The 25,825-nt window shown below is 53.8% G+C and carries 23 protein-coding genes, 1 other RNA gene and 1 other annotated feature; of the genes, 18 read left to right on the top strand and 6 right to left on the bottom strand.

The window, feature by feature from the left end:
- Positions 1-112: 112 nt before the first annotated feature.
- The gene (locus EE896_RS10710) at positions 113-649 is read left to right on the top strand and encodes a YniB family protein (RefSeq protein WP_003848337.1); all 537 of its coding nucleotides are present in this window, start codon (positions 113-115) and stop codon (positions 647-649) included.
- A gap of 12 nt (positions 650-661) precedes the next feature.
- On the opposite strand, the gene EE896_RS10705 is transcribed toward EE896_RS10710, so the two are convergent.
- Entirely contained in the window at positions 662-1,555 is an 894-nt protein-coding gene (locus EE896_RS10705) for a fructosamine kinase family protein (protein WP_008926180.1), read from the bottom strand.
- Between the two features lie 78 nt (positions 1,556-1,633).
- Positions 1,634-1,954: a type V toxin-antitoxin system endoribonuclease antitoxin GhoS gene (gene ghoS, locus EE896_RS10700; protein ID WP_003848334.1), complete on the bottom strand. Its 321-nt coding sequence runs from the start codon at positions 1,952-1,954 to the stop codon at positions 1,634-1,636.
- A 351-nt stretch (positions 1,955-2,305) separates the two neighbouring features.
- On the opposite strand from ghoS, the gene EE896_RS10695 reads away from it, so the two are divergent.
- From EE896_RS10695 to EE896_RS10625, 15 genes are all read left to right on the top strand, one after another.
- A complete protein-coding gene (locus EE896_RS10695; protein ID WP_003848331.1) occupies positions 2,306-3,067 on the top strand; it encodes a DUF481 domain-containing protein in 762 nt (253 codons plus the stop codon).
- A gap of 247 nt (positions 3,068-3,314) precedes the next feature.
- Positions 3,315-5,243: a threonine--tRNA ligase gene (thrS, locus tag EE896_RS10690; protein WP_008926181.1), complete on the top strand. Its 1,929-nt coding sequence runs from the start codon at positions 3,315-3,317 to the stop codon at positions 5,241-5,243.
- A gap of 3 nt (positions 5,244-5,246) precedes the next feature.
- Positions 5,247-5,798 carry a translation initiation factor IF-3 gene (gene infC, locus EE896_RS10685; RefSeq protein WP_033732471.1) on the top strand — a complete coding sequence of 184 codons (552 nt, stop codon included), beginning with the start codon at positions 5,247-5,249 and terminating at the stop codon, positions 5,796-5,798.
- Positions 5,799-5,897: 99 nt separating this feature from the next.
- Positions 5,898-6,095, top strand: a complete 198-nt coding sequence (gene rpmI / locus EE896_RS10680; protein ID WP_004157374.1) for a 50S ribosomal protein L35 — start codon at positions 5,898-5,900, stop codon at positions 6,093-6,095.
- A 44-nt stretch (positions 6,096-6,139) separates the two neighbouring features.
- Complete coding sequence (gene rplT, locus EE896_RS10675; protein ID WP_003853267.1) at positions 6,140-6,496, top strand: 50S ribosomal protein L20; 357 nt, start codon at positions 6,140-6,142, stop codon at positions 6,494-6,496.
- Between the two features lie 117 nt (positions 6,497-6,613).
- Positions 6,614-6,739: a sequence feature (Phe leader region), on the top strand.
- A complete protein-coding gene (pheM, locus tag EE896_RS10670; protein ID WP_106120997.1) occupies positions 6,619-6,663 on the top strand; it encodes a pheST operon leader peptide PheM in 45 nt (14 codons plus the stop codon). It overlaps the preceding feature by 45 nt.
- A gap of 71 nt (positions 6,740-6,810) precedes the next feature.
- Entirely contained in the window at positions 6,811-7,794 is a 984-nt protein-coding gene (gene pheS / locus EE896_RS10665; protein WP_003853264.1) for a phenylalanine--tRNA ligase subunit alpha, read from the top strand.
- 14 nt (positions 7,795-7,808) lie between these two features.
- Complete coding sequence (pheT, locus tag EE896_RS10660) at positions 7,809-10,196, top strand: phenylalanine--tRNA ligase subunit beta (RefSeq protein ID WP_105099235.1); 2,388 nt, start codon at positions 7,809-7,811, stop codon at positions 10,194-10,196.
- 4 nt (positions 10,197-10,200) lie between these two features.
- Positions 10,201-10,503, top strand: a complete 303-nt coding sequence (gene ihfA / locus EE896_RS10655; protein ID WP_003853259.1) for an integration host factor subunit alpha — start codon at positions 10,201-10,203, stop codon at positions 10,501-10,503.
- 178 nt (positions 10,504-10,681) lie between these two features.
- Positions 10,682-11,665: a vitamin B12 ABC transporter permease BtuC gene (gene btuC, locus EE896_RS10650; RefSeq protein WP_008926184.1), complete on the top strand. Its 984-nt coding sequence runs from the start codon at positions 10,682-10,684 to the stop codon at positions 11,663-11,665.
- 49 nt (positions 11,666-11,714) lie between these two features.
- Positions 11,715-12,260: a glutathione peroxidase gene (locus EE896_RS10645; protein ID WP_008926185.1), complete on the top strand. Its 546-nt coding sequence runs from the start codon at positions 11,715-11,717 to the stop codon at positions 12,258-12,260.
- Positions 12,261-13,010, top strand: coding sequence for a vitamin B12 ABC transporter ATP-binding protein BtuD (gene btuD / locus EE896_RS10640; RefSeq protein WP_003853253.1), 750 nt, complete (start codon positions 12,261-12,263; stop codon positions 13,008-13,010).
- 68 nt (positions 13,011-13,078) lie between these two features.
- On the top strand, positions 13,079-13,537 hold the full coding sequence (locus EE896_RS10635) for a C40 family peptidase (RefSeq protein ID WP_003853251.1): 459 nt from the start codon (positions 13,079-13,081) through the stop codon (positions 13,535-13,537).
- A gap of 294 nt (positions 13,538-13,831) precedes the next feature.
- Entirely contained in the window at positions 13,832-14,578 is a 747-nt protein-coding gene (locus EE896_RS10630; RefSeq protein ID WP_105099231.1) for an EAL domain-containing protein, read from the top strand.
- 79 nt (positions 14,579-14,657) lie between these two features.
- Positions 14,658-16,109, top strand: a complete 1,452-nt coding sequence (locus tag EE896_RS10625) for a protein adenylyltransferase SelO (protein WP_105099230.1) — start codon at positions 14,658-14,660, stop codon at positions 16,107-16,109.
- Between the two features lie 7 nt (positions 16,110-16,116).
- Here EE896_RS10625 and EE896_RS10620 read toward each other — a convergent pair whose 3' ends face one another.
- Together EE896_RS10620 and ppsR are read right to left on the bottom strand one after the other, a co-directional pair.
- The gene (locus tag EE896_RS10620) at positions 16,117-17,163 is read right to left on the bottom strand and encodes a 3-deoxy-7-phosphoheptulonate synthase (RefSeq protein ID WP_039660358.1); all 1,047 of its coding nucleotides are present in this window, start codon (positions 17,161-17,163) and stop codon (positions 16,117-16,119) included.
- A 152-nt stretch (positions 17,164-17,315) separates the two neighbouring features.
- Positions 17,316-18,143, bottom strand: a complete 828-nt coding sequence (gene ppsR / locus EE896_RS10615; RefSeq protein ID WP_003853242.1) for a posphoenolpyruvate synthetase regulatory kinase/phosphorylase PpsR — start codon at positions 18,141-18,143, stop codon at positions 17,316-17,318.
- A 436-nt stretch (positions 18,144-18,579) separates the two neighbouring features.
- Here ppsR and ppsA point away from each other — a divergent pair, with 436 nt between their 5' ends.
- Entirely contained in the window at positions 18,580-20,964 is a 2,385-nt protein-coding gene (gene ppsA / locus EE896_RS10610; RefSeq protein ID WP_140915566.1) for a phosphoenolpyruvate synthase, read from the top strand.
- Between the two features lie 67 nt (positions 20,965-21,031).
- Here the strand turns inward: ppsA and rprA are convergent.
- Positions 21,032-21,139: antisense sRNA RprA (gene rprA, locus EE896_RS10605), an RNA gene on the bottom strand.
- Between the two features lie 292 nt (positions 21,140-21,431).
- Positions 21,432-22,550, bottom strand: coding sequence for an AI-2E family transporter YdiK (gene ydiK, locus EE896_RS10600; protein ID WP_373681450.1), 1,119 nt, complete (start codon positions 22,548-22,550; stop codon positions 21,432-21,434).
- Between the two features lie 205 nt (positions 22,551-22,755).
- Here ydiK and ydiJ point away from each other — a divergent pair, with 205 nt between their 5' ends.
- Entirely contained in the window at positions 22,756-25,809 is a 3,054-nt protein-coding gene (gene ydiJ, locus EE896_RS10595) for a D-2-hydroxyglutarate dehydrogenase YdiJ (RefSeq protein ID WP_140915567.1), read from the top strand.
- Positions 25,810-25,825: the final 16 nt, after the last annotated feature.

The following is a 25,825-nucleotide window of genomic DNA, read 5'->3' as shown; positions in this document are numbered from 1 at the left end:
ACATCATTCTCTGCGGGCGCACTCTCTGCCCGATCGACCACGCTTTATTTGGGAAATTTCACCGTTGGCAGGTAGACTGACGGCAAATTGGATTCCAGGTTCAGGAGATATCATGACCTATCAACAGGCTGGCCGTATCGCCATCCTTAAGCGCGTGGCGGGCTGGGTGCTCTTTTTAGTGGCGCTGATGTCGACCATTATTTCTGTGCTGAGCTTTATGTTTAAGCACAGCGAAAAGCAGCCCGGCATTGATGCCGTTATGCTTGATTTCGTTCATGTCATTGTCGATATGCTGCGCTTCAATACGCCGTTCCTGAACGTTTTCTGGCATAACTCGCCGGTACCCGAATTTAACGGTCAGATGAACCTGGGCTTCTGGCTGATCTACATTCTGATTTTTGTCGGGCTGGCGCTGGAGTCGTCAGGCGCGCGGATGGGACGTCAGGCGCGTCACGTTAAAGAGGGCATTGAGGACCAGATGATTCTGGAACAGGCAAAGGGCCCGGAAGGGCGCACCCGTCAGCAACTGGAAGAGAAGGTGCGCGTCCCCCGCCACACCATCTTCCTGCAGATTTTCCCGCTTTATGTGCTGCCAGTGGTGATTGCGATAGCCGGTTATTTTGCACTGTCGCTGCTGGGTTTTATCTGACGGTAAACCTCGTCAGGCCGGCCTGGCCTGACTGTTGCCGAGTGCATCTTCATCCAGCAACTCGCCAATAGCGAACTGTGCATCGCCAGGCCAGTGCCCGCCAAACACGTTAGCCCGGTTCAGCAGATAGTAAAGCTGATAAACGGGCAGGCGCTGTGAAAACCCATCGGGTAACGGCCACACCGACTGATAACCGTCGTAAATCTGGCGGGGCAGGTCGGGGTACCAGCTTAGCATCGCTAAATCACATTCACGGTCACCCCAGTAGCAGGCGGGATCGAACAGCCAGGGGCCCTGGTCGCTGCTGGCGCAGTTAGCGGGCCAGAGATCGCCATGCAGCAGCGACGGTTGCGGATGATGGGACGCGAGCACCCGCTGCACGGAGGCGATAATCAACTCCGTATCGCCGTACTGAATGCCTTTTTCCGCCGCCAGCTGCAATTGCCAGCCAATGCGCTGTTCGGCAAAAAACACCGACCAGCGCCGCAGCCAGCTGTTAGGTTGTGGCGTGGTGGTAATATTATTGTCGAAATCCAGTCCGAACTGGGTCTGCTCGCTCCACTGGTGCAGGCGAGCCAGTTGCTGTCCCAACTGAAACGCGCTCTGTTCATCCAGCGGCTGTGGCCGGATATATTCCAGCAGCAGAAAGCTCTCCTCACGGTGATGACCCACACCATAGACTTTAGGCACCCGAACTGTGCCGGTGCGCGCCAGCAAGGCCAGCTGATCGGCTTCCCAGGTAAAAAGCGAAAGCATATCGCGGCTGTTACTTTTGACAAAGACGTCATGTTCACCGTAGCGGATATGCCAGGCAGGATGGATATCACCACCCGCAAGGGCGTGACGTTGAGTGATTTCGGCGTTGCCTAACTGCTCGCTTAACAGACGACTAATGGCTGACCACATTGGGCTATCCTCGTTATTCGCTGCGTAAGAACGATTGTATTGCCTAAATATTCACCAAAACGCGCACGATTGCACCTCTTATTCTGGCGCGGAGGTGGCGGGGCGAGAATCCGCCGTGTTGCGCAGATACTCTTCAACGGTCATGACAGTCACTTCAGGTTTCTGACCCAACGCGCTTTCACCGGCCGCCGTAACCTGTTGTCGCAGATCTTCAGCCTCCAGTGAACTGACAATGCCATAGCTGTTCGTTCCCAGCTCATGGGGGTGACCGTCGTTGTCAGTCAGCGTGGTGGTAAAACCGGCGGCGGTCATTGCGCTGGTCAGTTCCAGGATGTCACTCAATCCCGACTCCTGATAATGAAAGGTCACAATGTAGCGGGTTAAATCATTGCTGCTCATGCGGTACCTCCAGGGGAAAAGAAACTGAACTGAGCGTAGACCATGGCGAAAAATCAGGCGAATTATGAAGGAGATGCCGGGTATCGGACGTGACGCACAGCGTAAATCTGTGTAAGGAGCCAGGAGGATGATGAAAAATTCTTCTGCCGTTACGTCTGGCTTTTCATTTGTGCAGCACTATAATGCGCGACGTTAATAAGATGAGTCCCAATTAACAGGGGTTGTCAGGGCAATTCCAGGCATTTTGTGTAAGTTAATAATTTTTTACAAAACTTACCGTAAATTGCATTGAATGCCTGGCAAAACGCTTCAGACTCTCCGTTTTTTAAACAGTCGCACGGATCACATTTAATGAAAGCCTATAACAAGCTGTCTGCTGTTCTTTTGCTCTCCGCCGGAGCTTTTTGTCACCAGGCACTGGCCGATAACGCCGTATTTACATCAATGGATGACCCTTCTACCGCTAAAAAGCCATTTGAAGGTTCTGCTGCTGCGGGATACCTGGCGCAAACCGGTAACACGACCAGCTCATCCACAACGGCCCAGACCAATATGACCTGGTATCAGTCATCTATGGCATACAGCTTGTGGGGTAACGCAGCTAATACCTCTTCAAATGATGAGCGCTCTTCTGAGACCTACAACATTGGTGGTCGTTCACGTTACAACCTTAACTCGTATGACTACCTGTTTGGACAGGCGAGCTGGTTAAGCGATCGTTTCAACGGTTACGATTCACGCGACGTCCTGACTGCCGGTTACGGTCGTCAGATTCTGAATGGCCCGGTACACTCGCTGCGTGCGGAATTCGGTCCGGGCGTACGTTATGATGATTACCACGCCGGTGGCCATGAGACCAAGGCGCTGGGCTATGGCGCAGTCAGCTATCAGTGGCAGCTGACCGATACCACTAAATTCATTCAGGGTGTCTCCGTGCTGAGTACCTTCGGAGAAGACACCACGGTGAACTCCGAAACCGGTCTGCAGGTAGCGATTAACAGCCATTTCGCGCTGAAACTGGCTTACAACGTGAGCTGGAACAACCATCCGGCTGAATCTGCGCCGGATCGTACGGATACCAAAACCTCAATCATGCTCTCTTACGCCATGTAAGCGCATTTTTGCCTGGGGTGTATCCGGCGGCCTGACAGTGTGTCAGGCCGCTTTTTTTTGTCCTCTCCATGGCTTAGGGAAAAGGGGATGGGTTTTTCTCAACGGGGAAAACTGCTATTATCTGCCCCGCACTAAAATCCTGGCGACATTCCGACAATGTGGGTCTGATATCACGCCAGGTCACTCATTCTACATTACATTGCATGTAGGCTTTCGTGTGGCTTACCACTGCAAATAAGGATATGAAATGCCTGTAATTACGCTTCCTGATGGCAGCCAGCGTGTCTTTGACCGCCCCGTCAGTGTGATGGATATTGCGATGGACATCGGTCCGGGTCTGGCAAAAGCCTGCATCGCTGGCCGTGTTAACGGTGAACTGGTTGATGCTGTCGATCCCATTACCGAAGATGCTGCTGTTGCGATTATTACCGCTAAAGATGAAGCGGGCCTGGAAATCATCCGTCACTCCTGTGCGCACCTGTTAGGGCATGCGATTAAACAGCTGTGGCCGGATACCAAAATGGCGATCGGTCCGGTCATTGATAACGGCTTCTATTATGATGTCGACATCGATCGTACCCTGACTCAGGAAGATATCGACCTGCTGGAAAAACGCATGCATCAGTTGGCTGAAACCAACTACGATGTGGTGAAGAAAAAGGTCAGCTGGCAGGAAGCACGTGACGTCTTTGCGGCGCGCGGCGAAATTTACAAGACCACCATACTTGATGAAAACATCAGCCATGACGATAAACCTGGCCTGTATCATCACGAAGAATATGTCGACATGTGCCGCGGTCCGCACGTGCCGAACATGCGGTTCTGCCATCATTTTAAACTGCAGAAGATCTCCGGTGCCTACTGGCGCGGCGACAGCAGCAACAAAATGCTGCAGCGTATTTATGGCACCGCATGGGCAGACAAAAAGCAGCTGGCAGCCTATCTGCAGCGTCTGGAAGAGGCGGCGAAGCGTGACCATCGTAAGATTGGTAAGCAGCTGGATCTCTACCATATGCAGGAAGAAGCGCCAGGCATGGTCTTCTGGCATAATGACGGCTGGACCATCTTCCGCGAACTGGAAGTGTTTGTCCGCAGCAAATTAAAAGAGTACCAGTACCAGGAAGTTAAAGGTCCCTTCATGATGGATCGCGTCCTGTGGGAAAAAACCGGGCACTGGGAAAACTACAAAGAAGCGATGTTCACGACCTCGTCTGAGAACCGTGAATATTGCATCAAACCGATGAACTGTCCTGGGCATGTTCAGATCTTCAATCAGGGTCTGAAATCTTACCGTGACCTGCCATTGCGTATGGCGGAGTTCGGTAGCTGTCACCGTAATGAACCATCAGGTGCGCTGCACGGTCTGATGCGTGTACGTGGCTTTACCCAGGATGACGCGCACGTCTTCTGTACTGAAGAGCAGGTACGTGACGAAGTAAACAGCTGTATCCGCATGGTTTATGACATGTACAGCACCTTCGGCTTTGAAAAGATCGTGGTGAAGTTATCCACCCGTCCTGAGAAGCGCATCGGTACTGATGAAATGTGGGATCGTGCCGAGGAAGACCTGGCTGCCGCGCTGAACGAAAACAATATTGAGTTTGAGTTCCAGCCTGGCGAAGGTGCGTTCTACGGTCCTAAAATTGAGTTCACGTTGTATGATTGCCTTGATCGCGCCTGGCAGTGCGGCACAGTTCAGCTAGACTTCTCCCTGCCAAAACGCCTTGAAGCAACGTATGTGGGTGAAAACAATGATCGTCAGACGCCAGTGATGATTCACCGTGCGATTCTGGGATCAATGGAGCGTTTCATCGGTATTCTTACCGAAGAATTTGCCGGTTTCTTCCCAACCTGGCTGGCACCGCTGCAAGTCGTGGTAATGAATATTACCGATGGACAAGCGGAATATGTTGAGTCTTTGACGCGTAAGCTGCAGAATGCTGGCATTCGTGTGAAAGCAGACTTGAGAAATGAGAAGATAGGCTTTAAAATCCGCGAGCACACATTACGTCGCGTCCCTTATATGTTGGTCTGCGGTGATAAAGAGGTGGAAGCTGGCAAAGTTGCCGTTCGCACCCGCCGTGGTAAAGACCTTGGGTCGATGGATGTCGATGTGTTTGTTGCGAAATTGCAACAAGAGGTTCGCAGCCGAAATCTTCAACAATTGGAGGAATAAAGTATTAAAGGCGGAAAACGAGTACTACCTACGCGTCCGAACAAGATTAACAGTGAAATTCGCGCAACTGAAGTGCGCTTAACAGGCATGGATGGCGAGCCGATTGGCATTGTCACATTACGCGAAGCTTTGGAAAAAGCTGAGGAAGCGGGCGGCGACTTAGTCGAAATCAGCCCGAATGCCGAACCGCCGGTCTGCCGTATTATGGATTACGGCAAGTTCCTCTATGAAAAAAGCAAATCTTCTAAGGAACAGAAGAAGAAGCAGAAAGTTATTCAGGTCAAGGAAATCAAATTCCGTCCTGGAACCGATGATGGCGACTATCAGGTCAAACTACGCAACCTGATTCGCTTTCTGGAAGATGGCGATAAAGCCAAAATCACGCTGCGTTTCCGCGGTCGTGAGATGGCGCACCAGCAGATCGGTATGGAAGTGCTTAACCGCGTCCGTAAAGACCTGTGTGAAGATCTGGATTTGGCCATTGTCGAATCCTTCCCTTCGAAGATCGAAGGCCGCCAGATGATCATGGTGCTCGCTCCTAAGAAGAAACAGTAGGCTTTCAAGTAGCAGTAATCGCGCAACGCTTGCGTTGTGCGATTGTCTGTTCGCCTGTCTGGGTCATGTTATTAACAATGCGAAGTGGATATTTTTAAAATGCCAAAGATTAAAACTGTACGTGGCGCGGCTAAGCGCTTCAAGAAGACCGCTTCTGGCGGCTTCAAGCGTAAACACGCAAACCTGCGTCATATTCTGACTAAAAAATCTACTAAGCGTAAACGTCACCTGCGTCCGAAAGGCATGGTGTCTAAAGGCGATCTGGGTCTGGTTATTGCCTGCCTGCCGTACGCATAAGTAAATTTTTTTCTTTAATTCAGAATATTAAACAGGAGAGCTAAATGGCTCGTGTAAAACGTGGTGTAGTTGCTCGCGCACGTCACAAAAAAATCTTAAAACAAGCTAAAGGCTATTACGGTGCACGTTCACGTGTTTACCGTGTTGCTTTCCAGGCTGTTATCAAAGCTGGTCAGTATGCTTACCGTGACCGTCGTCAGCGTAAGCGTCAGTTCCGTCAGCTGTGGATCGCGCGTATTAACGCAGCGGCACGTCAGAACGGCATGTCATACAGCCGTTTCATCAATGGTCTGAAGAAAGCAGCCATTGAGATTGACCGTAAGATCCTGGCCGACATCGCTGTATTCGACAAAGTGGCATTCTCTGCACTGGTCGAAAAAGCGAAATCAGCCCTGGCGTAAGTCAGATGGAAAAGGGAGCTTGCTCCCTTTTTTATTGCCTGTAACTTACGCAAATGATTGACATTTTAGTCGCTGAGCATTTCAATAGTACCCCTGTATAGCATCACAAGGTAACCGCAAGCATGAATGCTGCTATTTTCCGTTTCTTTTTTTACTTTAGCGCCTGACATTCGGGGGCTTTTGCGCATAAGAGAAGAAACGAAAAATCGCGCTGAAAGCCTCCCTCGTGGAGGCTTTTTTGTTTCTGGCGCTAGCATATTGGACCGGCAGGTCCCAACGAGAACTGACCAGCCTGACTGGAAAAAGAGGAAATTATGTCCCAACTCGCAGAACTGGTGGCCAGCGCCACGGCGGCCATCGACGGGGCGACGGATATCGCCGCCCTTGACGCGGTGCGCGTCGAATACCTCGGTAAGAAAGGACATCTGACACTGCAGATGACCACATTACGCGAGCTGCCAGCCGAAGAGCGTCCTGCAGCGGGTGCTGTTATCAACGAAGCGAAACAGCAGGTCACCGAGCGTCTCAATGCACGCAAAGATGCGCTGGAATCCGCAGTGCTGAACGCCCGTCTTGCGGAAGAGACCATTGATGTTTCTCTGCCGGGCCGTCGTATTGAGAATGGCGGTCTGCATCCTGTGACCCGCACCATGGATCGCATTGAGACTTTCTTCGGTGAGTTAGGCTTTGCTGTCGTGACCGGACCAGAAATTGAAGATGATTATCATAACTTCGATGCGCTGAATATTCCTGCCCATCATCCGGCGCGTGCCGATCATGATACCTTCTGGTTCGACGCTACCCGCCTGCTGCGCACCCAGACCTCTGGCGTACAGATCCGTACTATGCAGGCTCAGCAGCCGCCAATCCGCATTATTGCACCAGGCCGCGTCTACCGTAACGATTACGACCAGACGCATACGCCGATGTTCCATCAGATGGAAGGGCTGATTGTTGATAAAAACATCAGCTTTACCAATCTGAAAGGGACGCTGCACGATTTCCTTAACAACTTCTTCGAAGAAGATTTGCAGATCCGTTTCCGTCCTTCTTACTTCCCGTTTACTGAGCCGTCCGCAGAAGTGGACGTGATGGGTAAAAACGGTAAATGGCTCGAAGTGCTGGGTTGCGGCATGGTACATCCAAACGTGCTGCGTAATGTCGGCATCGATCCGGAAGTCTATTCCGGCTTCGCCTTTGGTATGGGCATGGAGCGTCTGACCATGTTGCGCTACGGCGTGACCGATCTGCGTGCTTTCTTCGAAAATGATTTACGTTTCCTCAAACAATTTAAGTAAGGGCAGGATATCCAATGAAATTCAGTGAACTCTGGTTACGCGAATGGGTAAATCCAGCCCTGGACAGCGCTGCGCTGTCTGAACAAATCACCATGGCTGGCCTGGAAGTGGACGGCGTTGAGCCGGTTGCGGGTGCGTTTCATGGCGTCGTGGTCGGTGAAGTGGTTGAGTGCGGTCAGCACCCCAATGCCGACAAGCTGCGTGTGACCAAAATCAATGTGGGCGGCGAGCGTCTGCTGGATATCGTCTGTGGCGCGCCGAACTGCCGTCAGGGACTGAAAGTCGCCGTCGCGACCGTGGGTGCCGTGCTGCCAGGTGATTTCAAAATCAAAGCGGCCAAACTGCGTGGCGAGCCGTCTGAAGGTATGCTCTGCTCGTTCTCCGAGCTGGGCATTTCCGACGACCACAACGGCATTATCGAACTGCCTGCCGATGCGCCCATTGGCACCGACATCCGCACATACCTGCAGCTGGATGACAACACCATTGAAATCAGCGTCACGCCTAACCGCGCCGACTGCCTGGGTCTGATCGGTATCGCCCGTGATGTCGCTGTGCTGAACGGTTTACCGCTGAACAAGCCGCAGATGCAGCCGGTCACGGCTACGCTCAACGAGACATTCCCGATCCAGGTTGACGCAACAGAAGCCTGTCCGCGCTATCTGGGCCGCGTAGTGAAAGGGATTAACGTTGCGGCGGCGACGCCACTGTGGATGAAAGAGAAGCTGCGTCGCTGCGGCATTCGTTCAATCGATCCGGTTGTAGACATCACTAACTACGTTCTGCTGGAACTGGGTCAGCCGATGCACGCCTTCGACCTCGACCGCATTGACGGCGGTATCGTGGTGCGCATGGCGAAAGAGGGCGAAAAGCTGACACTGCTGGATGGCACTGAAGCCAGTCTGCAAAGTGATACCTTAGTGATCGCCGATCACCAGAAAGCGCTGGCCATGGCCGGTATTTTTGGTGGCGAACATTCAGGTGTGAACGGCGAAACGCAAAACATCCTGTTCGAGTGCGCATACTTTGACCCGCTTTCTATCACCGGTCGCGCACGTCGTCACGGTCTGCATACCGACGCGTCACATCGCTACGAGCGTGGCGTTGACCCGGCGCTGCAACACACCGCGCTGGAGCGTGCGACCGAGCTGCTGCTGTCAATCTGCGGCGGTGAAGCGGGCCCAGTCATCGATCAGACCCATCAGACAGCACTCCCTGTACCGGCGACGATCACCCTGCGCCGTGAAAAACTGGACCGTCTGATTGGCCACGTCATTGCGGATGATCAGGTTACTGACATCCTGACCCGCCTGGGCTGTGAAGTCACTGTGGGTGAAGGGCAGTGGCAGGCTGTGGCCCCGAGCTGGCGTTTCGATATGGCGATCGAAGAAGACCTGGTCGAAGAAGTGGCGCGTATTTACGGCTATAACAACATTCCGGATGTGCCAGTACAGGCCGGGCTGGTAATGACCCAGCACCGCGAAGCGAACCTGTCGCTGAAGCGCGCTAAAAACATGCTGGTGGATAAAGGTTATCAGGAAGCGATTACCTACAGCTTCGTTGATCCAAAAATCCAGCAGCTGCTTCATCCGGGTGAAGAGGCGCTGCTACTGCCAAGCCCGATCTCCAGCGACATGTCGACGATGCGTCTGTCACTCTGGACTGGCCTGCTCAGTGCAGTGGTTTACAACCAGAACCGTCAGCAGAGCCGCGTACGCCTGTTCGAGAGCGGCTTACGTTTTGTGCCCGATAGCCAGGCGGATTTAGGTATCCGTCAGGATCTTATGCTGGCTGGCGTGATCAGTGGCAACCGCGTTGAAGAGCACTGGGATCTGGCGCGTCAGACCGTTGACTTCTATGATTTGAAAGGCGATTTAGAGTCGCTGCTCGATTTAACCGGCAAACTGGATAACATCAGCTTCCGTGCTGAAGTGAATCCGGCGTTGCATCCAGGACAGAGCGCGGCGATTTATTTGCATGATGAACATATCGGTTTTATCGGCGTGGTTCATCCTGAGCTGGAACGTAAGCTTGATCTTAATGGCCGCACCTTAGTCTTTGAACTGCTTTGGAATAAGGTCGCAGACCGCGTCCTGCCTGACGCGCGCGAGATTTCTCGCTTCCCGGCGAACCGTCGTGATATTGCTGTTGTGGTGGCTGAAAACGTCCCTGCAGCAGATATCATCGCAGAGTGTAAGAAAGTTGGCGTAAATCAGGTAGTTGGCGTAAACTTGTTTGACGTGTACCGCGGTAAGGGCGTTTCTGAGGGCTACAAGAGCCTCGCAATCAGCCTGATTTTGCAGGATACCAGCCGGACACTCGAAGAAGAGGAGATTGCCGCGACCGTTGGCAAATGCGTTGCGGCATTAAAAGAGCGATTCCAGGCAACCTTGAGGGATTGAACCTATGGCGCTTACAAAAGCTGAGATGTCAGAGTACCTGTTTGAGAAACTCGGGTTAAGCAAACGCGATGCCAAAGAGTTAGTGGAGCTGTTTTTCGAAGAGGTTCGCCGCGCTTTGGAAAATGGAGAACAGGTTAAACTGTCTGGGTTTGGTAATTTCGACCTGCGTGACAAAAACCAGCGTCCTGGCAGAAACCCGAAAACGGGTGAAGATATTCCGATTACTGCGCGTCGCGTAGTAACGTTCCGCCCAGGACAGAAGCTGAAAAGCCGCGTAGAGAACGCTACACCCAAAGAGACTGACTGAATTTCAGCGTTTCAAAAAGGCCGCGAAAGCGGCCTTTTTTCATGGTTCCGGCACACAACATCACCGCTCCCCGCGCCGTTAATCGCCACGGCAGGCCTGCGCAAACCGCCTCATCAGCCTTTCTTTTTTCTGCAATCTCTCTACAATCAAATCACTGTTTTCTCAGCTAATCCTGCTTATGTCTCTGCTCGACACGTTCGCGCGCCAGTCCGACCAGCGCGGCCAGAAATGGCTGAGTGCGCTGGCTCTTACGCTCTGTGCACTGCTCTGTCTCAGCCTCTGTGCCGGAGACAGCTGGATCGCGCCCGCAGCGTGGTTCACCGAGAGCGGCAGACTCTTTGTCTGGCAGTTGCGGTTGCCCCGCAGCCTGGCGGTGGTGCTGGTGGGGGCGTCTCTGGCGATATGCGGTGTGGTGATGCAGGCGCTGTTTACCAATCCGCTGGCAGAGCCTGGCCTCCTTGGCGTCTCGAACGGCGCCGGTATTGGCCTGGTGCTCGGCGTGCTGCTGGGCAGCGGCTCGCTGTGGAGCCTCGGGCTGGCGGCGATGGCCGGTGCGTTGATTATTACGCTGATTCTGCTGCATTTTGCGCATCGTCAGCTTTCGGTCACCCGGCTGTTGCTGACCGGTGTGGCGCTGGGGATTATTTGCAGCGCCATCATGACCTGGGCGGTCTACTTCAGCACCAGTCTCGATCTGCGTCAGTTGATGTACTGGATGATGGGGGGATTCAGCGGGATTGACTGGCGCTATGGCTGGATGATGCTGGCGCTGCTGCCGGTGATGCTGGCCCTGGGAGCGACCGGGCCAATCCTCAATCTGCTGGCGCTGGGCGAGACATCCGCCCGTCAGCTCGGACTGTCCCTCTTTTACTGGCGTAACCTGCTGGTGCTGGCGATGGGATGGCTGGTGGGTATCAGCGTCGCGATGGCCGGTGCCATTGGTTTTGTCGGGCTGGTCATCCCGCATCTCCTGCGCCTGAGCGGTATCAGCGATCACCGTTATCTGCTGCCGGCCTCGGCGCTGGCGGGCGCGGCGGTGCTTCTGGCCGCCGATATCGTGGCACGTCTGGCGCTGACCTCGGCGGAATTGCCGATAGGTGTCGTGACCGCGACACTGGGCGCGCCGCTGTTTATTATTTTACTGGTGAAATCTTCGCGCTAGCTTCGGCTGGTTATTCTGGATCCACAACAGCATCCACAAAGGAAATAGCATGAACATTTATGAGACTGAACTGGTTACGCTCGATGGAGAAAAAACCACGCTGTCACAGTGGCAGGGCAAGGTTCTGCTGGTGGTCAATGTGGCCTCTAAATGTGGTCTGACGCCGCAATATGAAGAGCTGGAAAACCTGCAGAAAGCCTGGCAGGATCAGGGCTTCAGCGTACTCGGTTTCCCCTGCAATCAGTTTCTGGAGCAGGAGCCGGGCAGCAGTGAGGAGATCAAAACCTTCTGCAGCACGACCTATGGCGTCACGTTCCCGATGTTTGCCAAAACCGAGGTCAACGGCGAAGGTCGTCATCCACTCTATGCGCAGATGATCGCGGCCCGTCCTGACGCGGTGCGTCCGGAAGGCAGCGGCTTTTACGAGCGTATGGAGAGTAAAGGCCGCGCGCCGAAAGCGCAGGGCGACATTCTGTGGAATTTCGAAAAATTCCTGATTGGCCGTGACGGCAGCGTGATCCAGCGTTTTGCACCTGATATGACGCCGGAAGATCCAATCATTCTGGAAACCATTAAGCAGGCGCTGGCAAAATAGATGCTGTTACGCCTGCATCAGGCTGCTGTTCCCGGGCGGCTGCTGCCAATGAACGGTGAACTTGCCGCCGGTCAGCTGCTGCACGTGGCAGGCCCGAATGGCGCAGGTAAAAGCACCTTACTGAGTGTGATTGCGGGTCTGCAACCCGCCTCAGGGAGGGTGCTGCTGGATGAAAAGCCGCTGATTGACTGGCGCGGCGCGGCGCTCTCCAGGGTTCGGGGCTGGCTGCCCCAGCAGCAGGCGCCGCTGAGCCAGATGCCGGTCTGGCACTATTTACGTCTGCATCTGAAGCAGGCGGGGTCGCAGTCCGATGTCCGGCTCAGTACGCTGCTGCAACAGCTGCAGCTGCAGGATAAATTAACCCGTTCCCTGACCAGACTCTCCGGCGGTGAATGGCAGCGCGTCAGGCTGGCGGCAGTCTGTGCGCAGATTGATCCTCTCATCAATCCCCACGGGCGATTGTTAATTCTTGATGAGCCAATGACGGCGCTGGATATCGGCCAGCAGAAAGCGGCAGACGATCTGATTGCGGCGCTGTGCGCGGCAGGTATCAGCGTTATCGCCAGTAGTCACGACCTCAATCACAGCCTGCAACACGCCGATCGGGTCTGGCTGATGAACAGGGGACAGGTGGTTGCGCAGGGCGAACCGGCAAAGGTCCTGACGCCGCAGCGCCTGACTCCGCTTTACCAGATAACTTTCCGGCAGATTCAACTCGAAGGACGCACGCTACTGACCGTCCTGCCCTGACACTTGCTACATGGCGGGCTTTACCGCTACATTAAGCCGGTTGTAACTTCTGATAAGGACATTTGGCGATGCGCCTGGGTTTGCTGATTTTAGTTCTGCTGCTGACGGGATGCAGTCATCACGCTCCGCCGATTAATGGCCGTCTTTCCGATTCGATCACTGTGATAGCGGAACTGAACGATCAGCTCGGTCACTGGCGTGGCACGCCTTATCGCTATGGCGGCATGAGTCGTAACGGCGTTGACTGCTCTGGCTTTGTCTATCTGACCTTCCGCGACAAATTTTCGCTACAGCTGCCGCGCACCACCTCAGCCCAAAGCGATATTGGCACCCGAATCAGTAAAGATGAACTGTTGCCAGGCGATCTGGTCTTTTTCAAAACCGGACGTGGCGAAAATGGCCTGCATGTGGGTATTTATGACACCGATAATGCCTTCATCCACGCGTCAACCAGCCAGGGCGTAGTCCGCTCTTCGCTCGACAATGTCTACTGGCGGAAAGTGTTCTGGCAGGCGCGCCGTATTTAAACGCCGTTCGCCAAATCTGACTTAAGTCCAATTTTAAATAGAGCCGAAACAGAGAGTAAAAGCTTTATTTTAAATGACAGTTATTGACTGTGGGTTTTAATAACCAGAATAAATGCTTTTTTAATTCCACTAATAAGCGGTATTTTATCGCTATTATTTGGCTTAAGCGTGACTGCCTGTTGTCAAACGGCGGTGGAAGGGCAAAGAAGTCCGTCTCTTCAATGATTTGGCACTATTGCCTGTACCCAACCATTACTATACGATATCTCCATCGCCGCTTATTCTGGCATCAAAATGAAAATTCATCTCTCGGCCGACTATCAGTCGGAAATCTGGTTCTATCCTGTCTGTGATGTTCACGGACGGTTGACCGCTGTCGAGCTGGTAACGCAGTTGGTGCATGAAAGTGCTCCCATCACTCTGCCGCAGGATCTGTTGCTGCCGCAGCTTGATGAGTCGCAGCAGCTGCGCCTTCTGCAAAGTCAGATTGGATTGCTGGAGCAGAATCGCGCGTTATTTGAAGCGCATTCTGTGTCAGCATTTATCCGTATTGATGAAGGGATGGCCCGGACACTGCAGGCCAGTGAATTAGTTATGCGGAAAATAAAGCAGCTGCCGTTCATTCTGTTGAATATCACTGAAACGTTTCCGCAACTGAAACTGGGCAAAAATAATCCCTTACTGGCTGACCTGCACGCTGAATTTAATTTAGCACTTTCACATTTCGGCGCGGGTAAGACACCCTCTAATGCAGTCTACGATAATTTATTCAGTTGTATCTGTCTGGATAAAGAGTTTATTCATTCGCTGGCAAAACGCGCGTCATTCGTGCCGTTTATTCAGAGCATTATCGATAATTTTCGCGCCCATTGTGACCGACTCATTATTTGTGGCATTGACGATGAAGTGTTGTTCGATAAAGTCAGCCAGCTGAACGGTGTCGACTTCCAGGGTGCGCTCTTCCCGGTAGTAAAATCGGATGCACTGCGTTCACTGCTCTGCGCCGATGATCGTATGCCATCTTCTCAGCATCCTGGTTGATACCCTCTTTTAATCCCCGCTATCAGCGTTACACTAGAGGACTCATCTACGTACCGCTGAGCAGCGCATGGGAGAAATAATGTCTTCTGGTAAGGCCATTTTTGACAACACCTGGTTTCGGGAACTGACAGGGTGTTACACCGCGCTAAACCCCACACCGCTGACAGGCGGACGCCTGCTGTATCACAACGCACCACTTGCAACCTCAATGGGTCTGGATAGCAAACTTTTTGCCGGTAACGGTCATGACGTCTGGCACGGCGCAGCCCTGCTGCCCGGCATGCAGCCGCTGGCGCAGGTCTACAGTGGCCATCAGTTTGGTGTCTGGGCGGGCCAGCTTGGTGACGGGCGCGGCATTCTGCTGGGTGAACAGCGCCTTGATGATGGCAGTAAACTTGACTGGCATCTCAAGGGCGCAGGCCTGACGCCTTACTCAAGGATGGGGGATGGTCGCGCTGTCATCCGTTCCAGCGTGCGAGAGTTCCTCGCCTCAGAGGCGCTGCACCATCTTGGCATTCCCACCACGCGAGCATTGACCCTGTCGATAGGCGATGAGCCGGTCTACCGCGAAACCACCGAGCGTGGCGCAATGCTGATGCGTATCTCACCGAGCCATCTGCGGTTCGGGCATTTCGAGCATTTCTTTTATAGTCAGCAGCAGGAGAAAGTTCAGCAGCTGGCCGACTACGCGATTCGTCATCACTGGCCGCATCTGGAAGCGGAAGCGGACCGCTATCAGCAATGGTTTACCGACATTGTGTTACGTACCGCGCGGCTGATTGCCCTGTGGCAGAGCGTGGGCTTTGCGCATGGGGTGATGAACACCGACAACATGTCGATTTTTGGCCTGACCATCGACTATGGCCCCTTTGGTTTTCTGGATGATTATCAGCCTGACTTCATCTGCAATCACAGCGACTATCAGGGTCGCTACAGCTTTGAAAATCAGCCGATGATTGGCCTGTGGAATCTTAACCGGCTGGCGCACGCGCTTTCGGGTCTGCTGACCACGGAGCAGTTGCGGACGGCACTGAGCGCCTATGAACCTGAACTTATGCGGGTCTGGGGCGAGCGGATGCGTGCGAAGCTCGGTCTGTTGACACAGCAGAGCAACGATAATGAGATTCTGACCGATCTGCTGGCCCTGATGACCCAGGAGCACAGCGATTACACGCTGACGTTCCGGCTGCTAAGTGAGACTCAACAGGCTGAAAGCCGCTCACCGTTGCGCGATGAGTTTATCGATCGTGAGGCGTTTGATGGCTGGTATCAGCGCTATCGCAGCCGTCTGATGGACGAGCAGGTCAGTGATACGGAACGTCAGGCAGTGATGAAGGCCGCTAATCCGGCGGTGATTCTGCGCAACTATCTGGCACAGCAGGCGATTGAAGAGGCGGAGCGGGGCGAGCAGGGTGCGCTGGCACGCCTGCATCAGGCGTTACAGCAGCCCTTTAGCGATGAGACGGCCGCTGAATATCGTCAGCGGCCGCCAGACTGGGGCAAAACGTTAGAGGTGAGCTGCTCCAGCTAACTGAAAATCAGAGGCGATGAGAAACCGCCTCGGCCAGCAGGGCGAGCACTTTTTCGCTCTCCTGCCAGCCGAGGCAGGGATCGGTAATCGACTTGCCGTAAACCAGCGGTTCGCCGCTCACCACTTTCTGATTACCCTCTTCCAGGAAGCTCTCAATCATCACACCGGCAACAGCCCGCGATCCTGCTTTAATCTGCTCCGCTACCTCTGCCGCCACATCCATCTGACGACGATGCTGCTTCAGGCAGTTGCCGTGACTGAAGTCGATTACCAGCTGCTCTGGCAGATTAAAGGCAGACAGACTCTCCGCCGCGGCAGCGACATCACTGGCATGATAGTTAGGCTGCTTGCCACCACGCAGGATCACATGTCCATGCGGGTTGCCGCTGGTCTGATAGATCGTCATCTGCCCCAGCTTGTCCGGCGACAGGAACATATGGCTGGCGCGTGCGGCGCGAATCGCATCCACGGCAATCTGAACGTTACCGTCGGTGCCGTTTTTAAAGCCGACCGGGCAGGAGAGGGCCGACGCCATTTCTCGGTGGATCTGGCTTTCGGTGGTGCGAGCGCCAATCGCTCCCCAGCTGATCAGGTCGGCAATAAACTGGCCGATCACCATATCCAGGAACTCTGTGGCGGTAGGCAATCCCAGCGCGTTGATATCAATCAGCAGTTTGCGGGCGATACCAATGCCCCGGTTTACATCGTAGCTGCCATCCAGGTTCGGATCAGAGATTAAGCCTTTCCAGCCCACCACGGTGCGCGGCTTCTCGAAGTAGGCGCGCATCACAATTTCCAGCCGATCGTCATAGCGGCTGCGCAATGCGTTCAGACGCTCTGCATACTCCAGAGCCGCTTTCGGGTCGTGCAGTGAGCAGGGGCCAATCACCACCAGCAGGCGGGGATCTTCACCGGTCAGAATACGGGCTATACGTTTACGGGCAGCCGTGACATTGTCGGCAATGGCCGGGGAAACGGGATGGTCAGCCGCCAGGCTGGCGGGGGTAATCAGACTACCAATGCGTGCGGTACGCAGTTCGTCGGTTTTGTTCATGAGTTTCTCGAAAACGGTTCTTCGCAGCGGTGAAATACCGGGAAGTGATGGTGGTCACAATAAACCATTAGCCTGCGAATTCAACCCGGGATTTGATAATGAAATCAAAAGCGACGGCAGCATCGCTTTACAACTCAGCATCGATAACACTCTCAGTACATGCGGCGCGTCAGACCCATGATGTCGAGAATTTTGGTGGCAATCTCTTCCACCGAGTAGTTGGTGCTGTTGAGATAGCGGATCTGATGGGTGCGAAACAGCGCTTCTACTTCGCCCACTTCCAGTCGGCACTGACGCATTGAGGCGTAACGGGTATTTTCCGCCCGCTCCTGACGTATCGCCGCCAGGCGTTCCGGATCGATAGTCAGCCCGAACAGTTTATTCTGATGCGCGCGCAGCGCGGGCGGCAGTTTGAGGTTATCCATGTCATCTGCGATGAACGGGTAGTTGGCGGCGCGCACACCAAATTGCATCGCCAGATAGAGGCTGGTGGGAGTTTTACCACAGCGCGAGACACCCAACAGAATAACCTGCGCATCCTCGAGTCCGCGCAGCGAGATACCGTCATCATGCGCCAGTGCGTAATCGATCGCCGCAATACGCGCATCATATTTACCCAGATTACTGGCATCCAGTCCGTGAGTACGGTGAGCAACCGGTGCGGGGGACAAACCCAGCTCCTGCTGCAGCGGTGCCACCAGCGCCTGCACGATATCCTGACAAAAGCCGTCGCTCTGCACGATGATGTCGCGCACTTCCGGGGTGACGATCGAGAAAAACACCAGTGGCCGCACACCGCTCTGCTGATAAAGGGCGTTAATCTGGGCTTTAACCGCCAGCGCACGCTGGACATTTTCTACGAAGGGCAGCGTCAGACTGGTGATATTAACCGGAAATTGTGACAGCACCGCATGACCCAGTACTTCAGCCGTAATGGCCGTACCATCGGAGATATAAAAAACGCTTCTGTCAGTTGTCATAACGTAATCAGCCTCAGACAAGAGTGAGCCGTTAGCATGAGCCATGCGCTTAAATAATTCATCTCTGATTTTAGTTTCTGTAATGCCTGTCCGGATTTTTTGTCTGCTGTTTCATCAGGATAATTAAAAACTAACCGCGGTTTCGCTTCACCGGGATGCTTTAAACCCTTATTACGCTGCAAATAGTCACGCAACTGTTGCGCAACAAAACAGAGGGATTAAATGGCTGAAAATCTGTCATTTCCTGCTGCATCAATCATTTAGCGAAAAATAGCGTCATTGCGCAACAGCAAAAAATTTCGCTCACAATTCTGAAACTGTTGCTGAAATTCTGCTTTAACGATTCAACACATCGTTATTGAGGGGGTGATATGCCAGGCTGAAAAGAGATAACTCCCTGTGTCCATTCATTGTTAATTGATAAAGGATAAGCGCAATGTCCATTAATGGCGAACAGCCACTCGTGCTCTGGTATAACCAGCTTGGTATGCATGATGTTGATCGGGTAGGCGGTAAGAATGCCTCTCTGGGTGAAATGATTACTAATCTCTCTTCGCTGGGTGTTTCTGTACCCAATGGATTCGCGACGACATCCTATGCCTTTAACCTGTTTCTTGAGCAAAGCGGGCTCAATCAGCGAATTTACGCGCTGCTGGACGAGACCGATATTGATGATGTGAATGCGCTGGCATCAGCGGGTAAGCAGATTCGTCAGTGGGTGGTGGAGACCCCTTTTCTGCCGGAACTGGAGTCCGCCATTCTGGATGCCTATCAGCAACTTTCTGCCGATGATGATGCCGCGTCGTTTGCTGTCCGCTCCTCGGCCACCGCGGAAGATATGCCCGATGCCTCCTTTGCTGGTCAGCAGGAAACCTTCCTGAATGTGCAGGGTATCGACGCCGTGATGGTGGCGGTGAAGCATGTCTTTGCTTCGCTGTTTAATGACCGCGCTATCTCTTACCGCGTGCACCAGGGATATGATCACCGTGGCGTGGCGCTCTCTGCGGGTATTCAGCGCATGGTGCGCTCTGACCTGGCCTCTTCAGGTGTGATGTTCACCATTGATACGGAGTCTGGCTTTGATCAGGTGGTCTTTATTACTGCTGCGCTGGGACTGGGTGAAATGGTGGTGCAGGGTGCCGTTAACCCGGACGAATTCTACGTCCACAAGCCCACGCTGGCAGCGGATCGTCCCGCTATCGTGCGCCGCAATATGGGGTCGAAAAAGGTTCGCATGGTCTATGCCGATTCTCAGGCGCATGGCGAGCAGGTTCAGATCGAAGATGTGCCTGAAGCCGAACGCGATCGTTTTTGCTTAAGTGATGAGGAAGTGCAGGCCCTGGCTAAACAGGCTGTCTTAATTGAACAGCATTATCAGCGTCCGATGGATATTGAGTGGGCCAAAGATGGGCACACCGGTAAGTTGTTCATCGTTCAGGCGCGTCCTGAAACTGTGCGCTCAAATGGTCAGGTCATGGAACGTTATACGCTGCAGGGTCAGGGCAGCGTGGTGGTGGAAGGCCGTGCTATCGGTCATCGTATTGGCGCAGGCGTGGTGAAGGTCATCCACGATATCAGCGAAATGCACCGCATTGAAAAAGGTGATGTGCTGGTGACGGATATGACCGATCCGGACTGGGAACCGATCATGAAAAAGGCGTCAGCGATTGTCACTAACCGTGGCGGACGAACCTGTCATGCGGCAATCATTGCGCGTGAACTGGGTATCCCTGCTGTCGTTGGCTGTGGCGATGCAACCGATCGTTTGAAGGAGGGTCATCAGGTCACGGTTTCCTGTGCTGAGGGCGACACCGGCTACGTCTACGATCAGCTGCTTGATTTTGATGTCACCAGTTCTCAGGTCGATTCGCTGCCTGAACTGCCGCTGAAAATTATGATGAATGTGGGCAACCCCGATCGTGCCTTTGATTTCGCCTGTCTGCCTAACGAAGGTGTCGGTCTGGCGCGTCTGGAATTTATCATTAACCGTATGATTGGCGTCCACCCTAAAGCGCTACTGGAATTCGATCAACAGACACCGGAACTGCAGCAGCAGATCCGTAAAATGATGAAAGGATTTGATAATCCGGTCGAGTTTTACATTGGCCGCCTGACTGAAGGAATTGCCACACTTGGCGCGGCATTTGCACCGAAACGTGTAATTGTCCGACTTTCCGACTTCAAAACGAACGAATATGCCAATCTCGTGGGCGGTGAGCGCTACGAGCCTGAAGAAGAAAACCCGATGCTGGGATTCCGTGGGGCCGGTCGCTACGTAGCGGACAGCTTCCGGGATTGTTTCGCGCTTGAGTGTGAAGCGGTGAAGCGTGTTCGCAATGAGATGGGCCTTACGAACGTTGAGATCATGGTTCCGTTTGTCCGTACCGTGGATCAGGCGCAGGCGGTGGTGGAAGAGCTGGCACGTCAGGGACTGAAGCGCGGCGAAAACGGACTGAAAATCATTATGATGTGCGAGATTCCGTCCAATGCGCTACTGGCGGATCAGTTCCTGCAGCACTTTGATGGCTTCTCAATTGGATCTAACGACATGACCCAGCTGACGCTGGGGCTGGACCGCGACTCCGGCGTTGTCTCTGCACTGTTTGACGAGCGTAATGAAGCCGTGAAAGCGCTGCTTTCCATGGCGATCAAAGCGGCCAAAAAACAGGGTAAATATGTCGGAATTTGTGGGCAGGGACCGTCCGACCATCAGGATTTTGCCGCATGGCTGATGGAAGAGGGCATCGACAGCCTGTCGCTGAACCCGGATACCGTAGTGGAAACCTGGGTGAGTCTGGCGCAGTTAAATAAAACCGCCTGATCCCCGCTGTAGCAAGCATAAAGGCCCGCATTGCGGGCCTTTTCTATTTATAGCTGGCTTATTTCAGGCAAAAAAAAGCCCATCACAGGGGATGGGCAAAGACTACACACAGCAATTCTTTACTCTACTCAGGGGAATAAGTTTGTCTGAAAATCATCAGGTTGATTTCGAACATAGGAAACATGTTATTCATACGGCTGGCTGTCGTCTTTAAGAATCCTCTTATTAGTTTAAAGCCGATAATCTTTTGTCATCTTTACCTGGTCATTTGGCTTAAGAAACAGTGCAGAAAGTAATCTTTTTTAGCCCTGAATGGTCGTTTTTAGGTCAAAGATGGCTTTTTTATTAAAAATCGCTAATGAAAAACAGAATTTATCTGAATGATGAAGAGAGGTGCGGTTAATCATCATTAACCGCACTAATCAATGTACATCAGGGGGATTGGCGCAAAGTGCCATTGCACCGCATTATACAGCTGGTGGGGTACCCTCGTGATCGGCCAGTGCATCAGCCGAGGCCATCGGGTCTTTATCCGGGGCGGGCGCTTCATGTACCCAGACCGAAACCAGACGGTAGGAAACCGCCAGAACCACCGGGCCGATAAACAGACCAATCATGCCGAACGCGAACAGGCCACCAATCACGCCTGAGAGGATCAGAATCATCGGCAGGTCTGCGCCCATACGGATTAACATCGGGCGCAGAACGTTATCCATCGTGCCGACCACACAGCTCCAGACCAGCAGCACGGTGCCCCAGGTGGTATCGCCGCTCCAGTAGAGATAGATGATGGCAGGAACCAGCACCAGCAGTGGACCGAGCTGTACCAGGCAGCAGAGGATCATCAGTACCGTTAACAGCGTGGCATAAGGAATACCGGAAATCGCCAGACCGATGCCGCCCAGCACACCCTGCACCAGCGCCGTCACCACCACACCCAGCGCTACGGCACGAATGGACTGTGCCGCCAGCATCACCGCAGCATCACCGCGTCGTCCCGCCATACGAAACGCGAAGTGACGGATGCCCTGGGCAGCCTGTTCGCCACGCCAGTAAAGCAGCACGCTGAACAGTAACATCACGCCCAGATGGATCATAAAGCGCCCGAAATGACCGGCCTGAGCCACAAAAAAGCCTGTGGTGCGGCCGATGTAAGGCTGTATTTTCGCCATCACGCCGGCACCGCCACTCGCCACCAGCGTGTCATAACTGACATACAGCTTTTTACCCACCATCGGGATTTCCCTGAGCCACGTCAGTTTCGGCATCGTGTGGCCCTGGGTCACCCAGGCAATCACAGGCGCACTGTTATCAATCAGGCTGCTGACCAGCAGGGCGATGGGAATAATAAACAGTAAGAGCAGCAGCAGTGTCATGACGATCACCGCCAGTGAACGGCGTCCCCATAACAGTCGCTGGAATTTCAGCATCAATGGCCAGGTGGCAATCACCACCATGCTGGCCCAGGCAAAGCCCAGAATAAACGGCTGCACCACCCATAAACAGGCGACGATCAGCAGCAGAATGAACATCAGGGTGAAGAGTATTTGCGGTAAATCCATATCCCGGTACTGGCTTTTCATCATTGACTCATAACCTCGTCTTAATCCTTCATTTTCGGGCATTCGGATGCCTGTTTTTATCATGATCTATTTGCCAGGGATTAAACAGCGTCGTGGTGAAAGGTTTTTGCCTTTTCTGAAAAAAGGGCAGACGCAGGAAAAATATGATAAAACGAGAAATCGCTAACGTATAAACGCAAACGTTTACAACACCTTCGGTCAGACAATCATGATCCCACAGATTTCGCAGGCGCCGGGCCTCGTTCAACTGGTGCTGACGTTCCTTGAGTCACTGAAAGAGCAGGGTTTTACCGGTGACATGGCAACCAGCTATGCCGATCGTCTTTCACTCTCTACCGATAACAGCATCTATCAGTTGCTGCCCGACGCGGCGCTCTTTCCACGTTCAACCGCCGATGTTGCACTGCTCGCCCGCGTGGCCGGCGAAGCGCGCTTTGCCAGTCTGGTCTTTACCCCACGTGGCGGCGGCACTGGCACCAACGGGCAGTCGCTGAATCAGGGGATCGTGGTGGATATGTCGCGCTACATGAACCGCATCCTGGAGATTAATACGGATGAGGGCTGGGTTCGGGTTGAAGCCGGGGTGATTAAAGATCAGCTGAATGCCTGGCTGAAACCATTTGGCTTTTTCTTCTCGCCAGAATTATCGACCAGTAACCGTGCGACACTGGGCGGAATGATCAATACCGATGCGTCTGGTCAGGGCTCGCTGGTTTACGGCAAAACGTCGGATCACGTTCTGGGCTTGCGGGCTGTGTTGCTGGGCGGCGATATGCTTGATACGCGGCCCATGGCGACGGCGCTGGCAGAAACACTGGCACAGACGGCCACCCCGGAAGGGCGGATCTATCAGCAGGTGCTGACGCGTTGCCGCGAGCATCGTGCGCTGATTCTGGAAAAGTTTCCAAAGCTGAATCGGTTCCTGACCGGCTATGATCTGCGCCACGTTTTCAGTGACGATATGCAGACCTTTGACCTGACACGCCTGTTGTGCGGCGCTGAAGGAACGCTGGCCTTTATCACCGAAGCGCGGCTCGATATCACCCCGCTGCCAAAAGTGCGGCGGCTGGTGAACATTAAATATGACTCTTTTGACTCGGCCCTGCGCAACGCGCCATTGATGGTGGAAGCGCAGGCGCTCTCAGTCGAGACTGTTGACTCTAAAGTACTGAATCTGGCACGTGAAGATATCGTCTGGCACTCGGTGAGTGAATTAATTACTGACGTACCCGACAAAGCGATGCTGGGTCTCAATATTGTTGAATTCGCCGGTGACAACGCAGCGCTGATCGATCAGCAGATTGAACAACTTTGCGCCCGCCTTGACGCGCTGATGGCGCAGCAGCAGGGAGGCGTCATTGGCTATCAGTTCTGTAACGATCTGGATGGCATTGAGCGCATTTATAACATGCGTAAAAAAGCGGTGGGTCTGCTGGGGAATGCCAAAGGCCGCGCTAAGCCGATTCCGTTTGTGGAAGACACTGCCGTTCCGCCGGAAAAACTGGCGGACTATATTGTCGAATTTCGCGCCCTGCTTGATAGCCACGGTTTGAGTTACGGCATGTTTGGTCACGTCGATGCAGGCGTCCTGCACGTGCGTCCTGCGCTGGATATGTGCGATCCGCAGCAGGAGATGATGATGAAACAGATCTCCGACGATGTGGTGGCACTGACTGCGCGCTACGGCGGCCTGCTGTGGGGCGAACATGGCAAAGGTTTCCGCGCCCAGTATAGTCCGGCATTCTTTGGCGAGACGCTGTTTAACGAACTGCGCCGCATCAAAGCCGCCTTTGACCCGTTAAACCGTCTTAACCCAGGCAAAATCTGCACGCCCTTTAACCGTAACGACGAGATGATGCAGGTGGATGCAGTGAAGCGCGGCACCTTTGATCGGCAGATTCCGGTCACGGTGCGCGATGAATGGCGTGGGGCGATGGAGTGTAACGGCAACGGCTTGTGTTTTAACTTTGATGTTCGCAGCCCGATGTGTCCTTCCATGAAGATTACCCGCAACCGCATTCACTCTCCTAAGGGACGGGCGACGCTGACGCGGGAATGGCTGCGGCTGCTGGCTGAACAGGGTGTCGATCCCCTTGTACTGGAAAAGCAGCTGCCGGAAAACACGCTGTCGCTGCGCGGCTTGATTACCCGCACACGCAACAGCTGGCACGCCAGCAAAGGGGAGTATGACTTCTCTCACGAGGTAAAGGAGGCGATGTCGGGCTGCCTGGCCTGTAAGGCCTGCTCGACCCAGTGTCCGATCAAAATTGACGTACCCGCGTTCCGTTCGCGCTTCCTCCAGCTTTACCACACCCGCTATCTGCGTCCGGTCAGCGATCATCTGGTGGCGGCGGTTGAAAGCTATGCACCACTGATGGCGAAAGCGCCGAAGGTGTTCAATTTCTTCCTGCGTCAGCCCTGGGTGAAAGAGTTAAGTAAAACGCATATCGGCATGGTTGATCTGCCTCTGCTCTCGGCGCCAAATCTGAAACAGCAGCTCAGCGGTCATCCCGCCATGAACATGACGCTGGAACAGCTGGAAGCGTTGCCAGCTGCCGATCGCGCTAACTGTGTGCTGGTGGTGCAGGATCCGTTTACCAGCTTTTATGAAGCCCAGTTGGTAAATGATTTTGTCAGGCTGATTGAGAAGCTGGGCTACCGTCCGGTACTGCTGCCATTCTTGCCTAACGGCAAAGCGCAGCATGTGAAAGGTTTCCTGCAGCGTTTTGCACGCACGGCAGCTCGCACCGCCGATTTTCTTAATCGGGTAGCAAAACTGGAACTGCCTATGGTGGGTGTGGATCCCGCTACCGTGCTCTGCTATCGCGATGAGTATCGTCAGACGCTGGGTGAGTCGCGCGGCGACTTCAGCGTATTGCTGGTGCATGAGTGGTTAGCGCGTGCGCTGTCAGAACGTGACGTGCAGGCAACAGGCGGGGAATCCTGGTATCTCTTCGCGCACTGCACTGAGGTGACCGCGCAGCCCTCCACACCGAATGAGTGGCAGGGGATCTTTGCCCGGTTTGGTGCAAAGCTGGAAAACATCAATGTCGGCTGCTGCGGCATGGCGGGCACCTACGGCCACGAAAGTAAAAACCTCGAAAATTCGCTGGGAATCTATGCACTCTCCTGGCATCCACAGCTTCAGCGACTGCCTCGTCAGCGCTGCCTGGCCACGGGTTATTCATGCCGTAGTCAGGTCAAGCGTGTAGAAGGCAATGGCATGCGCCATCCGCTTCAGGCATTGTTAGAGATAATGTAAAAAAATTGTGCGCGAC

It is taken from the genome of Pantoea eucalypti (assembly GCF_009646115.1).
Classification (GTDB): Bacteria; Pseudomonadota; Gammaproteobacteria; order Enterobacterales; family Enterobacteriaceae; genus Pantoea; species Pantoea eucalypti.
This window is presented reverse-complemented; position numbering and strand designations above follow the sequence as displayed.

What these genes read in the sequence shown, in the direction of transcription:
- ppsR (WP_003853242.1), bottom strand. Translation starts at nt 18,143, where the DNA reads ATGACAACTGACAGAAGCGTTTTTTATATCTCCGATGGTACGGCCATT.
- EE896_RS10705 (WP_008926180.1), bottom strand. Translation starts at nt 1,555, where the DNA reads ATGTGGTCAGCCATTAGTCGTCTGTTAAGCGAGCAGTTAGGCAACGCC.
- EE896_RS10620 (WP_039660358.1), bottom strand. Translation starts at nt 17,163, where the DNA reads ATGAACAAAACCGACGAACTGCGTACCGCACGCATTGGTAGTCTGATT.
- EE896_RS10625 (WP_105099230.1), top strand. Translation starts at nt 14,658, where the DNA reads ATGTCTTCTGGTAAGGCCATTTTTGACAACACCTGGTTTCGGGAACTG.
- EE896_RS10645 (WP_008926185.1), top strand. Translation starts at nt 11,715, where the DNA reads ATGAACATTTATGAGACTGAACTGGTTACGCTCGATGGAGAAAAAACC.
- EE896_RS10710 (WP_003848337.1), top strand. Translation starts at nt 113, where the DNA reads ATGACCTATCAACAGGCTGGCCGTATCGCCATCCTTAAGCGCGTGGCG.
- rplT (WP_003853267.1), top strand. Translation starts at nt 6,140, where the DNA reads ATGGCTCGTGTAAAACGTGGTGTAGTTGCTCGCGCACGTCACAAAAAA.
- EE896_RS10695 (WP_003848331.1), top strand. Translation starts at nt 2,306, where the DNA reads ATGAAAGCCTATAACAAGCTGTCTGCTGTTCTTTTGCTCTCCGCCGGA.
- pheT (WP_105099235.1), top strand. Translation starts at nt 7,809, where the DNA reads ATGAAATTCAGTGAACTCTGGTTACGCGAATGGGTAAATCCAGCCCTG.
- btuD (WP_003853253.1), top strand. Translation starts at nt 12,261, where the DNA reads ATGCTGTTACGCCTGCATCAGGCTGCTGTTCCCGGGCGGCTGCTGCCA.
- EE896_RS10630 (WP_105099231.1), top strand. Translation starts at nt 13,832, where the DNA reads ATGAAAATTCATCTCTCGGCCGACTATCAGTCGGAAATCTGGTTCTAT.
- pheS (WP_003853264.1), top strand. Translation starts at nt 6,811, where the DNA reads ATGTCCCAACTCGCAGAACTGGTGGCCAGCGCCACGGCGGCCATCGAC.
- ydiJ (WP_140915567.1), top strand. Translation starts at nt 22,756, where the DNA reads ATGATCCCACAGATTTCGCAGGCGCCGGGCCTCGTTCAACTGGTGCTG.
- EE896_RS10635 (WP_003853251.1), top strand. Translation starts at nt 13,079, where the DNA reads ATGCGCCTGGGTTTGCTGATTTTAGTTCTGCTGCTGACGGGATGCAGT.
- rpmI (WP_004157374.1), top strand. Translation starts at nt 5,898, where the DNA reads ATGCCAAAGATTAAAACTGTACGTGGCGCGGCTAAGCGCTTCAAGAAG.
- ppsA (WP_140915566.1), top strand. Translation starts at nt 18,580, where the DNA reads ATGTCCATTAATGGCGAACAGCCACTCGTGCTCTGGTATAACCAGCTT.
- ydiK (WP_373681450.1), bottom strand. Translation starts at nt 22,550, where the DNA reads ATGATGAAAAGCCAGTACCGGGATATGGATTTACCGCAAATACTCTTC.
- thrS (WP_008926181.1), top strand. Translation starts at nt 3,315, where the DNA reads ATGCCTGTAATTACGCTTCCTGATGGCAGCCAGCGTGTCTTTGACCGC.
- ihfA (WP_003853259.1), top strand. Translation starts at nt 10,201, where the DNA reads ATGGCGCTTACAAAAGCTGAGATGTCAGAGTACCTGTTTGAGAAACTC.
- btuC (WP_008926184.1), top strand. Translation starts at nt 10,682, where the DNA reads ATGTCTCTGCTCGACACGTTCGCGCGCCAGTCCGACCAGCGCGGCCAG.
- ghoS (WP_003848334.1), bottom strand. Translation starts at nt 1,954, where the DNA reads ATGAGCAGCAATGATTTAACCCGCTACATTGTGACCTTTCATTATCAG.